This window comes from Hydrogenophaga sp., assembly GCF_030158645.1.
Lineage (GTDB): Bacteria > Pseudomonadota > Gammaproteobacteria > Burkholderiales > Burkholderiaceae_C > Hydrogenophaga.
Map to the genome: position 1 here is coordinate 1 of NZ_JAOASO010000148.1, position 13,493 is coordinate 13,493.

Genomic DNA, 13,493 nt, shown 5'->3' on the forward strand with positions numbered 1-13,493 from the left:
TCAGCAACCGCGTGATCTTCATGGACGTGGGCGGCAAGATCCTGGAAGACTGCTCGAAAGACGACTTCTTCGGCAAGCCCGAAGACCGCCAGCCGCGCACCAAGGACTTCCTCAACAAGATCCTCGCGCACTAGAGGGGCACCCCCCGCCGCGCTTCGCGCGTCCCCCCTCAAGGGGGGCGCACCCTGGGGACGGCGGAGCCGGACCCTCGGGAGCCTTGGTCAAGACACCGTGCGCCGGATATGTCCGATCGCTCGCGCTGTTGTTGATGGGCAGGCCAGTGGGACAATCACGCCATGAACAGCCCTCTCGACACCCTGACCATCACCCGCCCCGACGACTGGCACCTGCACGTGCGCGACGGTGACGCCCTGCGTACCGTGGTGCCACACACCGCCGCCCAGTTCGGTCGCGCGATCATCATGCCCAACCTCAAGCCGCCGGTGACCACCGCGGCGCAGGCCGTGGCCTACCGCGACCGCATCCGCGCTGCCGTGCCCGAAGGCATGGCCTTCGAGCCGCTGATGACGCTCTACCTCACCGACAACCTGCCCGCCGACGAGATCGCGCGCGCCAAGGACGCCGGTGTGGTCGCGGCCAAGCTCTATCCCGCTGGCGCCACCACGAACAGCGACGCGGGCGTGACCGACATCCGCAAGACGCACAAGACGCTGGAAGCCATGCAGCGCGCTGGCCTGCTGCTGCTGGTGCACGGTGAGGTGACCTCGCCCGACATCGACCTGTTCGACCGCGAAGCCGTGTTCATCGACCAGCAGATGATCCCGCTGCGCCGCGACTTCCCCGAACTCAAGGTGGTGTTCGAGCACATCACCACGAAAGAGGCCGCGCAGTACGTTGCCGAGGCCGGTCCGTTCACGGCGGCCACGCTCACCGCGCACCACCTGCTCTACAACCGCAATGCCATCTTCACCGGCGGCATCCGCCCGCACTACTACTGCCTGCCGGTGCTCAAGCGCGAAACCCACCGCCAGGCCTTGCTGGCCGCGGCCACCAGCGGCAACGACCGCTTCTTCCTCGGCACCGACAGCGCACCGCACCCGGCCCACCTGAAGGAACACGCCACCGGTTGCGCGGGCTGCTACACCGCGCACGCCGCGATCGAGATGTACGCCGAGGCCTTCGACTCGGTGGGCGCACTCGACAAACTGGAAGCCTTCGCCAGCTTCAACGGCCCGGCTTTCTACAGCCTGCCGCGCAACAGCGGCAGCGTCACCCTGAAACGCGAAAGCTGGACGACTCCCGAGAGCTTCCGCTTCGGCGAGGCCGACCTCAAGCCGCTGCGCGGCGGGGAAGTGCTGCCCTGGCGCCTGCAGGCCTGATGTTGGGCGGCGCGTCGCCGGACTGGTCCGAACCCTGGTTTGGACCGGTGGCCGCCGACGGCAGGGCGGTTCAAGGCCACCTGAGCGCCGGCCACGACTTGCCGCACGCGCTGGGTGCGTTGCCGGCTGGCCCGGTCCGCTTCGTGCCCCAGACCACGCTGCCGCCGGGGACCGCCTACGAGCAGTTCATCTTCGACACGGGTTGCGTACCCACGCGCGAGAACCTGCACGACTTTTTCAACGGCCTGTGCTGGTTGCGCTTTCCGCGGACCAAGCAGCGGCTGAACCGGCTGCAGGCGGCCGAGATCGCAGCCGCCGGCGTGCGCGAGGTGCGAGGGCCGGTGCGCGATGCGTTGACCTTGTTCGACGAAAACGCAGCGCTGCTGCAGGCGCCCGAGGCGCTGTGGGAGGCGCTGGCCGCGCGCGACTGGCACCGGCTTTTCGTGACGCTGCGCCCGCTCTGGGCGCAAGCTCGGCTGGTGCTGTTTGGCCACGCCCTGCTCGAAAAAATGGTCGCGCCTTACAAGTCGATCACCGCCCACGTGTTGCGCACGCCGGTGCCGATGGACCTGGGTGACGACCTCGCAGCCTGGGACGCCTGGCTGACCCAGGGCCTGAGCGCACCGCTGCTGGCCACCAAGCCGTTCACACCCTTGCCGGTGCTGGGTGTGCCGGGCTGGTGGCCGGCGAACGACGATCCTGCTTACTATGCCGACGCCGGCGTGTTCCGTCCCCGGCGCGCCAGCCTTCCAATGGACTCCCCATGACCTTGCCGATCCCGCCCTCGTGGGCCCACCTGAATCTGGCGCAGGACGCCGACCGCGCCGAACTCGCCGCCCACTTCCGCGCCAGCGGCGTGCGCGACGTGGAGTGCCTGTTTGCCGACGTCACCGGCTACCCGCGCGGCAAGCTCATGCCGGCCACCAGCTTCGCGGCGGGGGGCGAACTGCGCATTTGCCAGGCCATTCCCATGCAATGCGTCACCGGCGAGTATTCCTACGACCCCATCTTCCCCGACAGCGACCCCGACGTGCGCCTGGTGCCCGACCTGTCCACGCTCAAGCGGGCACCCTGGGCCAGCGTGCCGCGCTACCTGGCGGTGCACGACTGCGTGGAGCTCGACGGCAGCCTCTGCGAATTCGCCCCGCGCTCGGTGCTGAAAAACGTGGTGGCGCGCTACCAGGCCATGGGCCTCACGCCGGTGGTGGCGCCCGAGATCGAGTTCTACCTGACCGCCGCCATGACCGACCCGGCGCAACCGCTCACCGCCCCGCTGGGACGCGGCGGCCGGCCCGAGGTGGGCCAGTCGGCTTTCAGCCTGAACGCGCTCAACGAACTGGCGCCGTTCTGGGACGCTTTTCACGCCGCCATCGACGCCCTGGGCATCCGGGCCGACACCTGGCTGCACGAGGTGGGCCCCTGCCAGTACGAGATCAACCTGCTGCACGGCGACCCGGTGGCGGTGGCCGATCAGGCCTTCCTGTTCAAGACCGCGGCGCGCGAGATCGCCCTGCAGCACGGGCTGAACGCCGTGTTCATGGCCAAGCCCCTGGCGGGTGAGGCCGGCAGCTCCATGCACCTGCACCAGAGCGTGGTGGACGCCGAAGGCCGCAACATCTTCAGCCAGGCCGACGGGTCCGCCAGCGACGCCTTTTTGCATTACATCGGTGGTCTGCAAGCCTTCACGCCCGACCTCATGCTCGTTTACGCGCCCACGGTCAACTCCTACCGGCGCTATGTGAGCGGCAGCCAGGCGCCCACCAACGTGGCCTGGGGGCACGACAACCGCACCGCCGGCCTGCGGGTGCCGGTGAGCCCGCCCGCCGCGCGCCGCGTGGAAAACCGGCTGGCCGGCGCCGACGCCAACCCCTACCTGGCCATGGCCGCCACGCTGGCCGCCGGTCTGGCCGGGCTGCAGGCGCGCTGCGAGCCGCGCGAGCCGGTGACCGGCAACGGTTACGACCAGCCGCGCGACTTGCCGCGAACTTTTTCAACCGCCCACGAACAAATGGCGGCGAGTGCCCAGGCACCCCGCTTGTTGGGCGAGCGCTTCGTGCGCGCTTATCTGGCGGTCAAGGCACTGGAGCACGACAGCTTCTTGAACGAGATCAGCGCGTGGGAGCGCCGGTTTTTGCTGCCCCAAGTCTGAACCAGGGGGGTGCCCGAAGGCAGCGCGGCTTGAAGAACCGCGCATCCGGCCCCACTTATCATCCCGTTGTCCTTGACATTCCTCGGAGTCCCCATGAAACGCATCCTGCTGTTCGTCCTGACCAACTTCGCCGTGATGGCGGTGTTGCTGGTCACCACCCGCATCCTGGGTGTGGACCGCTTCCTCACGGCCAACGGCCTGAACATGACGGCGCTGGCCGGGTTCTCGCTCGTCATCGGCTTTGGCGGTGCCATCATCTCGTTGCTGATCAGCAAGCCCATGGCCAAGTTCAGTACCGGCGCGCGTGTGATCAGCCAGCCGCAGACGGCCGACGAGGCCTGGATCGTGGAAACCGTGCGCCGCTTTGCCGACAAGGCCGGCATCGGCATGCCCGAGGTCGCCATCTTTGAAGGCGCGCCCAACGCGTTTGCCACCGGTGCGTTCAAGAACTCGGCGCTGGTGGCGGTGTCCACCGGCCTGTTGCAGAACATGACCAAGGAAGAAGTCGAAGCCGTGATCGGCCACGAAGTGGCCCACGTCGCCAACGGCGACATGGTCACCATGACGCTGATCCAGGGCGTGATGAACACCTTTGTGGTGTTCCTCAGCCGCGTGATCGGCTACGCGGTGGACAGCTTCCTGCGCAAGGGCGACAGCAACTCCTCGGGCCCCGGCATCGGCTACATGGTGACCACCATCGTGATGGACATCGTGCTGGGTTTCCTGGCCGCCATCATCGTGGCCTGGTTCAGCCGCCAGCGCGAGTTCCGCGCCGACGCGGGCGCCGCCGGCCTCATGGGTCGCAAGCAGCCCATGATCAATGCGCTGGCCCGCCTGGGTGGCCTCACCCCCGGCGAGTTGCCCAAGACCATGCAGGCGCTCGGCATCACCGGTGGCCTGGGCAAGCTGTTCTCGACCCACCCGCCGATCGAAGAGCGGATCGCAGCACTGCAGCAGCAAGGCTGATCGGATCTCGATCGACCACAAAAAAAGCGACCCTCGGGTCGCTTTTTCGTTGTTCGTCTGAGGCAGGCCGCATAGGGCGGGGCTTACCTTCGCTCCCAGCGGTCGTGGTCGCGGTGACCGTCCCGGAAGCGGCGGTCGTCGTGCCGATAGCCCGGCCGGTAGCCGTTGATGTAGACCACGCCCGGCGACACCTGGTAGCGCGGGTAGTACTCGGTGCCGATGGTGATGCGGGTGTTGGACGGGTAGTACTCGGTCTGCGGGCGGTAGACCGGTGCGTTGTTGTAGACCGGCGGGGCGTAGCCCTGAGGGGGCAGTGCGTCCGCGGGCGACACGTTGAGGCGGATGGTCGGGCCGGGGTCCTGCGGCATCTGCACGTTGTACTGGCGTCCAGCGTACTCGTAGACCACGTTGTAGGCCACGGTGCGGTTCTCGTAGAAGGTCTGCGTGCCGCACTGGCGGTAGCTCTCCGTGTAGGGCTGACCAGGGCCTTCAACGCGGTTGCCGATGATGGCGCCGCCGATGAGGCCGATCACGGTGGCGGCCGCGCGGCCGCTGCCGTTGCCGATGGCGTTGCCCGCCGCACCGCCAGCGATACCGCCGAGCAGCGCGCCGGCGCCCGATGGCTGGCCCTGGTAGGTCACGCGCTCGTCGCTGCACACCTCACGCGGCACGGCCACCTGTTGCACCACCGGCGTGCTGCTCAGCACCCGGCCTTGTTCCTCCTGCGCATGCGCAGCTCCGGTGCTGCCCAATGCCAGCAAGCCCATCACGGGGATCAAAGCGGGATATCTCATGGCGAACTCCTGATAACGACGCCGAAAGTGTGCGCCAGGGCGGTCAATCCGTGATGCACGGCGTGTAAAGATTCGTCATGCCGAGGGTGATTTCATGCTCTCTCGCCGGGCTTGTGGCGTTTTCAGCAGATCGAGCACCAGGGCCTCGGCCACCTTGAGGCCGTCCACGCCCGCCGAAAGGATGCCGCCGGCATAACCCGCACCTTCGCCCGCCGGGTACAGCCCGCGCGTGTTCAGGCTCTGGAAGTCGTCGCCACGCGTGATGCGCAGCGGCGCCGAGGTGCGGGTTTCCACGCCGGTGAGCACGGCATCGGCCATGTCGTAGCCCTGGATCTTGCGGCCGAACACCGGCAGCGCCTCGCGCATGGCTTCGATGGCGTAGGCGGGCAGGGCGGGCGCCAGATCGCCCAGCTTCACGCCCGGCTGGTACGACGGCACGACCTCGCCCAGCGCACTGGACGGGCGCTGCGCCACGAAATCGCCGACCAGCTGGCCCGGCGCCTCGTAGGTGCCGCCACCGAGCTGGTAGGCGCGCGCTTCGAGCTGGCGTTGCAGCACGATGCCGGCCAGCGGGTGGATCTTGCCCTCGGCTGCGAGCGCGGTGGCCTGCCCGGCGTAGCGCACACCGTCCTGCTCGCCGAACGCGGCGGTCCACAGCGGTGCATCCTGGGGAAAGGCCTGCGGGAAATCGACCGGTTCGATGCCCACCACCAGACCGGCGTTGGCGTTGCGCTCGTTGCGGGAGTACTGGCTCATCCCGTTGGTGACCACGCGCCCGGGCTCCGAGGTGGCCGCCACCACCATGCCGCCCGGGCACATGCAGAAGCTGTAGACGGCGCGGCCGTTCTTCGCGTGGTGGACCAGTTTGTAGTCGGCCGCGCCCAGCAGCGGGTGGCCGCTGTGGCGGCCCCAGCGCGCGCGGTCGATCACGCCCTGCGGGTGCTCGATGCGAAAGCCCACCGAAAACGGCTTGGCTTCCATGAAGACGCCCGCGTCCCACAACTGCGCGAAGGTGTCGCGCGAACTGTGGCCCAGGGCGAACACCACGCGTTGCACCGGCATGTCGATGGTGTCGCCGCCGTCCAGGCGCCGCACCCGCAGCGACGCGATGCGCTGCGCGCCGCCATCGCTGGACAGGCCGAGACCGCACACGTGGTGCTGAAAGCGGATCTCGCCGCCCAGCGCGATGATCTTTTCGCGCATGGCTTCCACCACCCGCACCAGCTTGAAGGTGCCGATGTGCGGGTGCGCGGTGTACAGAATTTCGGCTGGTGCTCCCGCGTCCACGAACTCCTGCATGACCTTGCGGCCGAGGAAGCGCGGGTCCTTGATCTGGCTGTAGAGCTTGCCGTCGGAAAACAGGCCGGCGCCGCCTTCGCCGTACTGCACGTTGCTCTCGGGGTTGAGCACGTGTTTGCGCCACAGGCCCCAGGTGTCCTTGGTGCGTTCGCGCACCGGTTTGCCGCGCTCCAGCACGATCGGCTTGAACCCCATTTGCGCCAGCGCCAGTGCGGTGAACAGGCCGCAGGGCCCCAGACCCACCACCACCGGGCGTTCACGCTCATCGGCTGGCCAGCCCGCCGGCGCGTGGCCGGGTGGGTGCCAGGCCATGTCGGGCGTGGGCTGGATGTGTGGCTTGCCCGCGTGCTGCGCCAGCAGGGTGGTCTCTTGCGAGGGATCGGCCAGCGTCACGTCAACGATGTAGACCGCGAGCAGATCGGCCTTGCGCGCGTCGAAGCTGCGTTTGAAGACGTGCAGGTGCGCGATGGCTGAGACCGGCACGGCGAGCGCGGCGGCGGCCAGCCGGGTCAGGGCCTCCACCGGGTGCGGCGGTGGTTCGCGGTCGAGGTCGGTTTCGGTGGGGGCGTCGGCGGCGCGGCGGTGCTCGGTCGGCACGTCGGCCAGGGGCAGCTTGAGTTCGGAGAGTCGGATCATGGCGGCGGGTGGCTTGTGGCGATCAAGCAATCCAGGACAAAGCCGCCATTGTCCGACAGCTTCAGGGCACCACCAGCGTGAGTTTCGGAAAGTAGCGCCGGTAACGCACGGCGTCGCGGGTGAGCAGCTGCAGCTGGTTCACCCAGGCGTGGGCGCCGATGTAGAAGTGGGGCATGGGCGAGGGGTCGGTGCCGCTGTGCTGTCGGTAGAGCTTGAAGGCCTGACCGGCGAGAAAGGCGGCGTCCCAGGGCAGGGCTTGGCGCTGCAGCGGCAGGTGGGCCAGGGTGGTTTCCAGGTCGGCGGCGGTCTCGAAGCGGGGGCTCACCTCCGCCAGGATCAGTGGATTGATGTACAGCGGCCCTTGTTGGGCACAGCGTTCCAGCTGCGCAATCGACCAGTCGGCCCACAGGGAGTCGTCGGCCAGCACGTCGATCAGCACGCCGCTGTCGACCAGGGTGCCGGCGATCGGGGCTGGCTGCAGGTAGCGCGCATCGGGTTCGCGGGCGAGTGCGCTCGCGGTTTTCTTGTGGTGTGCCATCAGCCGCGCAGGTATTTCATGAACTCGTCGGTGCCCATGTGCTTGAAGGCACGGGCGTTGGCGCTGCCGCGCGCCCGCTCGAAGGCGCGGCGCGCCGGCGAGACCGTGGCGACCGTCGCCCGCATGAGCACGTCGCCGTTGGGCAGCACCTCGAAGCTCACCTCGCCGTGCGGGTACAGCCGCGCCTGCTCGCGCACCGCCTGGGGGATGGTGACCTGTCCTTTGCTGGTGATTTTCATGGTTCTTACCTCCAGAAAGTAAGAATCCTACCGGTGCGTTTCCGGCGCCACGGGCGGGGGTATCCGGGCAAGCGGGATAATGCGGCGGTGAAGCGCGCCAGGCCGTCGCTGGCACTGCCTCGCAAGAGGACCCGAAAGGGGGTGCTGGAGGAACGTCCGGACTGCACAGGACAGCGTAGGAGGTAACACCTCTCCACCGACCAGCCCAGAGAGTTCGCTCTGTGGGCCCTAAGGTGAGGATCAGAGCAACAGAGACGAGCCGATTCAGTTCGGGTGAAACGGGCAATCTCTACGCGCAGCAATACCAAATAGGCCAGCCTGAGGCGACACGGTTCGCCGTGTTGAAGATCCTTGTGGTTCCGCAAGGAGAGTTGGCGGGTAGGTAGCACCGAGCCGGGTGGGCAACCCCCGGCCCAGATGAATGGCGGTCACGTCCGGGCCCTCGCAAGAGGGTTCCGGATGCACAGAATCCGGCGTAACGGCGCGCTTCACACTTACCGTTCAGGCACGCGGCAGACCATGGGTCAGGGCGGGCCGCTTGGCCACTGCGCGCAGGCCATCCCCGTTGAGGATGTGCACGCGGCCCCGCTGGTAATCCACCAGACCCAGTTCCTTGAGCTCGACCGCAGCCAGCGTGACACCCGCACGTCGCACCCCCAGCATGTCGGCGATGTGGGCGTGTGTGAGGTAGAGCTTGTCGCTCCCATTGCGCGCATGGCTGAGCAAAATCCAGTGTGCCAACCTGGCCTTGATGTCGTGGGTCTGGGAGGCCGCTGCCATCGCAGCGACTTCCTGGGAAAACATCCACAGGTAGACCGCGAACACCCGCAGCATGTTGCCGCGTCGAGCCACCAGGCGGCGCAAGGCCTCGCCTTCGGCCCGGAAGGCGGTGCCACTGCCCTGGACGTGCAGTGTCAGGTTGCCGGGGCCCAGGCCGAGCGCGTTCTGCAGGCCGACTGCGCCCTCGCGACCGGCGAGACCCACCGCCAGACCACTGCCGTCCGTGTGGCGAACCACCAGGGCAACGCTGGCACTGGTGAGAAAGTGGACGTGACCATGCGGTTTGTCGGGTGCGGCCAAGACGTCACCGGCACTCAACTCGACAGGCTTGCAGCGTCGCTCCAGCAGGCGCAGGTCGGGGCTGGACAGTTGTGCCGCCAGGCCGTTGTGCATGAGTGTCAATGGGGCTCCCGGAAGTGTTCGAGGGACGACACTGCGACGAAAGTTCCATGGCGAGATGGCCGGGGCGAGCGAGAGTCTTGTCACGACGAGTGTACGAGGCAAAGGGCCTTTGACCCCCGTCCAGCCGTGGCTTGCACGCACCGCGCTGTTTTGCACAACGCCCGTCATAGGAGGGCATTTGTCGTTACCGATGCTCTATGTGTTCGATATCGAACACAAAACGCTGGTTGCCCCTACACTGTCTCACCTCCGGAAACACCGGCCACGCACCCTCGATTGCCCGCCGGCAGGAGTTACGACAGTGTCAGCAGATCGCCCTTCCAACCGGATGCTCGCGGCCTTGTTCGAGGGGGGCAGGCCGCCGTGGAGCGAACAGCTCCACCCCATGGAACTGCCGGCAGGCCATGAACTGGTTGCGCCGGGTGTTGCGCCTTCTCACGTGTATTTCCCCACCACCGCGCTCATCGCCCTGATGCAACCCGCACCGGCCGCGGACGACGTTTCGGTGGCATTGGTTGGCGACGATGGGGCGGTGGGTGTGTCTGCATGGCTGGGTGCCCCGGTGGAGCCCAGCCGAGCGTTGGTGCTGCACCCGGGCGTGGTCTGGCGACTGCCCGTCAGCGCCTTGACCGGCGACGGTCACCTGTCGGCCCACCTGGCGCGGGTGGTGCTGGGGTACCTGCAGTCGCTCACCGCACAGATGTCACAAACCGCGTTGTGCCAGCGTGTCCACACGGTCGAACAGCGCCTGGGCCGATGGTTGCTGCTGGCCTTTGACCGTGTGCCGGGCGATGCATTGGCGATGAACCTGGGCGATCTGACCGTGCAGCTGAGGGTGCCGGCCGATGCGCTCGCCGGCGCTGCGGCGCAGCTGGTCGACAGCGGGGCGCTCCAGTTCGAGCCCGGTCGGTTGAAACTGCTGGATCGGCAGGTGCTGAGGGCGCATGCCTGCGACTGCGCCGCCCGCGCTCAAGCCCTCACAGGTTGAAGCCGCCCAAACTTTGCAGCCGCTCCACGTGGGCCATCAATGAGCGTTTGGCCACCGGCCACAGCCGCTCGGGCACGTCGTCGTAGGCGAGTTTCACCCAGTCGTCCGCTGTGCCTTCGGGCGCCGCCTGCATGGCGCGCGCCACCTTCGCTTCGCGCTGCAGGCGGTGTGCTTTCAGGTGCGCAATGGCTGCCAGCGCGCCGCCTTCGACCGGGGCGCCGGGGTTGTCGGTGCTGGCCCGCAAGTCGCCCAGCACGTACCCATGCGCGGGCAGGATGAACTCCACCCCGTGCTGCCGGCAGCGCTCGGCCAGTTTGTCGAGCGACTCCAGGTAGGCGCCCATGCTGCCATCGGGCGGATCGATCACCGTGGTGCTGCCATTGAGGATGTGGTCGCCGGTGAACAGCAGGCCGTCTTCCACCAGCAGCAGGCACAGGTGATTGGCCGCGTGGCCGGGGGTGTGGATCACCTCCAGCGTGTGTGACACGGTGGCGTCGCCCGACTGCCCGATCAGGACGAGTTGTTCGCCGTCGGCGAGCGGGCGTTCCGGTGTGAAGCGGCTGTTCTCGCGCGACGTGGGCGCGCTCGGCAGACCGAGGATGGGGGGCTTGTCCAGGCCGGCGGCCACACACAGGGCTTGCAGTCGCGGCGCGCCGGGCGAGTGGTCGGGGTGCGAATGGGTGCAGACGATGGCCTGGATGCTGCCGCCGGTCGCGCGCCACAGCCGCTCGATGTGGGGCGCATCGTCCGGACCGGGGTCGATCACGATGTGCCCGCTGGCCGGGTCCCCCACCACATAGCTGTTGGTGCCCGGTCCGGTCATGAAGCCGGGGTTGGGGGCGGTGAGGCGCTGCACGTTTTTGAGCAGTTGCACCGGCTGCTCGTGCTGCCAGTCCAGGCTGTGCGCGATCTGGCCGTCGGGGCAGACCAGGGCGAGCTCGCCAAACGGCGGTTCGTGTTCCATGTGGCGCGATTCGGCTCCGTGCAGGAGGCCGGCGCGGGGGCAGCTCGTCCAAAGGGGTTGATCATTCACTGCGCAAGCCGCCAGCAGTTCCTCGACCGTTTCGTGGGCCTTCAGGCGCTCCAGCGTGCGGATGGTCGGGAAAATGATGAAAAAGCCACCCGCCTCGTGGCGTGCCAGTGCATCGGCCGGGCGCACCCACACCGGTTCGAACTGCTCGGTCTCGTCGGCCACCGGGGACTGGCCTTCGGGCATGCGCGCCACCAGAAAAGGCACATCGAAGCGGCGCGGCAGGTCCCGGTCGGTGATCCAGTGCGCCAGCACGAACACACCGGCGCCGTCCAGCGTGAGGCCTTGGGCCCGGCATTGCGCGGCAAAGGTAGCCTGGCGGTCCAGCCTGGCGATGTCGCTGTCGTCCACCGGCGAGCCGTCGGCTCGGTGCGCGAGCAGCACGCCCAGCTCTTCAAAGCTCTCGCGGATGGCGGCAATCGCCTGGGTGAGGTGCAGGTCGCTTTGCGAGGCGCGCCGTGTGCTGATGCCGTGTGACTGCGCGTCGGCCGCATCGATGCCGCCGCCGGGGAACACATAGGCGCCGGGCGCGAAGCTCGCTGTCATGGAGCGGCGGGTCATCAGCACTTCGATGCCGGGATGCGCCAGGTCGGCGCTGTCGCGCAGCAGCAGCACGGTGGCGGCGGGGCGCAGTGCGGCGGGTGGGCGCTGGGGATGCAGGAGTTGTGTGGGTCTGACCATGGCGGCATTTTGCGGGAAGCCTGAGCCCAACGGCATCACCAGCGGGTCACACCCGATAATCCGGGCATGCACATTCGATTCACCAAGATGCAGGGCGCGGGCAACGATTTTGTGGTGCTCGACGAGACGCGTGGCCGGCTCGGCCTCTCCACAGCGCAATACCGGTTCCTGGCCGATCGCCATTTCGGGGTGGGCGCCGACCAGATCCTCAGCGTGCGGGCCACCAACGAGCCTGGCCTGGACTTCGAATACGTGATTCACAACGCCGATGGCGGTGAGGTGGAGCATTGCGGCAACGGTGCCCGCTGCTTCGTGCGCTTCGTGCACGACAAAGGCCTGAGCCAACGCAATCCTTTGCGTGTGAAAGTGGCCAACGGCGAGCTCGAACTGCACGCCCACGCCGACGGACGCGTGACGGTGGACATGGGCCCGCCCGTGTTTGCGCTGGACCGGGTGCCGTTCAACGCCCAGGGCCTGCCGTCCGAGCCCATGGGCAATTTCGAGCGCTGGCCGCTGGCCCTGCCGTACGCCGGCGACGTGCCGGTGGCCGTCCTGTCCATGGGCAATCCGCACGCGGTGCTGCTGGTCGACGATGTGAAGACCGCACCGGTGCAGGCCTGGGGGCCCATGATCGAGCGGCACGAGCGCTTTCCTCAGCGTGTGAACGCGGGCTTTCTGCAGGTGGTGAGCCGCACCGAGGTGAAGCTGCGCGTGTTCGAGCGCGGATCGGGCGAGACGCTGGCCTGCGGCACCGGGGCCTGCGCTGCGGTGGTGGCCGGCATCCGCCTGGGCCTGCTGGAGGCGCGTGTGGACGTGCACACCCACGGCGGTGTGCTCACCATCGAATGGCAGGACAACCGCCGCCACGACAACGCCGTGCGCCTGACCGGACCGGCCACCACCGTCTTCCACGGCGAAATCGACATTCCCGACATGGGCTGAGCTCAGCCCCGAACCCACCGACCCATGAACACCAACAGCATCCCCCCCATCACCGAAGACGACATCGCCAACTACCTGGCCAACACGCCCGACTTCTTCGAGCGCCACGCCAGCCTGCTGGCCGCCGTGCAGCTGACCAGCCCGCACGGCCACCGAGCGGTGAGTCTGCAGGAACGGCAGGCCGAGATGCTGCGCGAAAAGATCAAGGGGCTGGAGCTCAAGGCCGCCGAGATGATCCGCAACGGCCACGAAAACACCACCATCGCCGACAAGCTGCAGCTCTGGACCCGTGCGCTGCTGCTCACCCGCGAGCCCACCGAATTGCCGGTGGTGGCGGTGCGCGAGATCGCCAACCAGTTCATGGTGCCGCAGGTGGCCATCAAGGTCTGGGGTGTCGCGCCCGGGTTCGAGGACCAGCCGTTCGCGCAAGGGGCCAGCGACGATGTGAAAGCTTTCGCCTCGTCTCTCACCCGGCCCTACTGCGGCGCCAACCCGGGGCTGGAAGCCGCCGGCTGGCTCGACGATCCGTCGAGTGCCGCCTCGCTCGCGCTCATACCGCTGCGCGCCGGTATCGCACCCCAGGCGTTTGGCCTGCTGGTGCTGGCCTCCGGCGATCCGCAGCGGTTCGCCAGCGACATGGGCACCGATTTCCTGGAGCGCATCGGCGAAATCACGAGCGCGGCGCTTTCCCGCCTGCGCCCGGAGTGAG

General features: G+C 67.9%; 13 protein-coding genes, 1 other RNA gene and 1 pseudogene. 9 read left to right on the top strand and 6 right to left on the bottom strand.

Annotated features, from left to right (window positions below):
• The 5 genes and pseudogenes from Q1W68_RS15665 to htpX all read left to right on the top strand — a co-directional run.
• Window positions 1–134: pseudogene (locus tag Q1W68_RS15665) on the top strand (amino acid ABC transporter ATP-binding protein); the annotation flags it as partial.
• Between the two features lie 162 nt (window positions 135–296).
• Window positions 297–1,340 (top strand): dihydroorotase, encoded by a 1,044-nt coding sequence (gene pyrC / locus Q1W68_RS15670; RefSeq protein WP_300651318.1) that lies wholly within the window; start codon window positions 297–299, stop codon window positions 1,338–1,340.
• Window positions 1,340–2,107 (top strand): DUF3025 domain-containing protein, encoded by a 768-nt coding sequence (locus Q1W68_RS15675; RefSeq protein WP_300651321.1) that lies wholly within the window; start codon window positions 1,340–1,342, stop codon window positions 2,105–2,107. Before pyrC ends, Q1W68_RS15675 begins: the two co-directional genes overlap by 1 nt.
• Window positions 2,104–3,489: a glutamine synthetase family protein gene (locus Q1W68_RS15680; protein WP_300651324.1), complete on the top strand. Its 1,386-nt coding sequence runs from the start codon at window positions 2,104–2,106 to the stop codon at window positions 3,487–3,489. The genes Q1W68_RS15675 and Q1W68_RS15680 overlap by 4 nt, the downstream gene beginning before the upstream one ends.
• Before the next feature lie 93 nt (window positions 3,490–3,582).
• Window positions 3,583–4,455 (top strand): protease HtpX, encoded by an 873-nt coding sequence (htpX, locus tag Q1W68_RS15685; protein ID WP_300651327.1) that lies wholly within the window; start codon window positions 3,583–3,585, stop codon window positions 4,453–4,455.
• Window positions 4,456–4,538: 83 nt separating this feature from the next.
• Here the strand turns inward: htpX and Q1W68_RS15690 are convergent, their stop codons facing one another.
• From Q1W68_RS15690 to Q1W68_RS15705, 4 genes are all read right to left on the bottom strand, one after another.
• Window positions 4,539–5,249, bottom strand: a complete 711-nt coding sequence (locus tag Q1W68_RS15690; protein WP_300651330.1) for a glycine zipper 2TM domain-containing protein — start codon at window positions 5,247–5,249, stop codon at window positions 4,539–4,541.
• A 75-nt stretch (window positions 5,250–5,324) separates the two neighbouring features.
• Complete coding sequence (locus Q1W68_RS15695; protein ID WP_300717067.1) at window positions 5,325–7,184, bottom strand: FAD-dependent protein; 1,860 nt, start codon at window positions 7,182–7,184, stop codon at window positions 5,325–5,327.
• A gap of 61 nt (window positions 7,185–7,245) precedes the next feature.
• Window positions 7,246–7,722 carry a type II toxin-antitoxin system VapC family toxin gene (locus tag Q1W68_RS15700; RefSeq protein WP_300651335.1) on the bottom strand — a complete coding sequence of 159 codons (477 nt, stop codon included), beginning with the start codon at window positions 7,720–7,722 and terminating at the stop codon, window positions 7,246–7,248.
• Entirely contained in the window at window positions 7,722–7,961 is a 240-nt protein-coding gene (locus tag Q1W68_RS15705) for a hypothetical protein (protein ID WP_300651336.1), read from the bottom strand. The genes Q1W68_RS15700 and Q1W68_RS15705 overlap by 1 nt, the downstream gene beginning before the upstream one ends.
• 89 nt (window positions 7,962–8,050) lie before the next feature.
• Between Q1W68_RS15705 and rnpB the strand changes: the two genes are divergently transcribed.
• Window positions 8,051–8,455: RNase P RNA component class A (rnpB, locus tag Q1W68_RS15710), an RNA gene on the top strand.
• A 7-nt stretch (window positions 8,456–8,462) separates the two neighbouring features.
• Here rnpB and Q1W68_RS15715 read toward each other — a convergent pair.
• Window positions 8,463–9,134, bottom strand: coding sequence for a Crp/Fnr family transcriptional regulator (locus Q1W68_RS15715; protein ID WP_300651352.1), 672 nt, complete (start codon window positions 9,132–9,134; stop codon window positions 8,463–8,465).
• Between the two features lie 394 nt (window positions 9,135–9,528).
• Between Q1W68_RS15715 and Q1W68_RS15720 the strand changes: the two genes are divergently transcribed.
• On the top strand, window positions 9,529–10,131 hold the full coding sequence (locus tag Q1W68_RS15720; protein WP_300651338.1) for a hypothetical protein: 603 nt from the start codon (window positions 9,529–9,531) through the stop codon (window positions 10,129–10,131).
• On the opposite strand, the gene Q1W68_RS15725 is transcribed toward Q1W68_RS15720, so the two are convergent.
• Window positions 10,121–11,842, bottom strand: coding sequence for an MBL fold metallo-hydrolase (locus Q1W68_RS15725; protein WP_300651340.1), 1,722 nt, complete (start codon window positions 11,840–11,842; stop codon window positions 10,121–10,123). The two genes, Q1W68_RS15720 and Q1W68_RS15725, sit on opposite strands and share 11 nt — an antisense overlap.
• A 66-nt stretch (window positions 11,843–11,908) precedes the next feature.
• On the opposite strand from Q1W68_RS15725, the gene dapF reads away from it, so the two are divergent.
• Entirely contained in the window at window positions 11,909–12,784 is an 876-nt protein-coding gene (dapF, locus tag Q1W68_RS15730) for a diaminopimelate epimerase (protein ID WP_300651343.1), read from the top strand.
• 24 nt (window positions 12,785–12,808) lie between these two features.
• Complete coding sequence (locus tag Q1W68_RS15735; protein ID WP_300651346.1) at window positions 12,809–13,492, top strand: DUF484 family protein; 684 nt, start codon at window positions 12,809–12,811, stop codon at window positions 13,490–13,492.
• Window position 13,493: the final 1 nt, after the last annotated feature.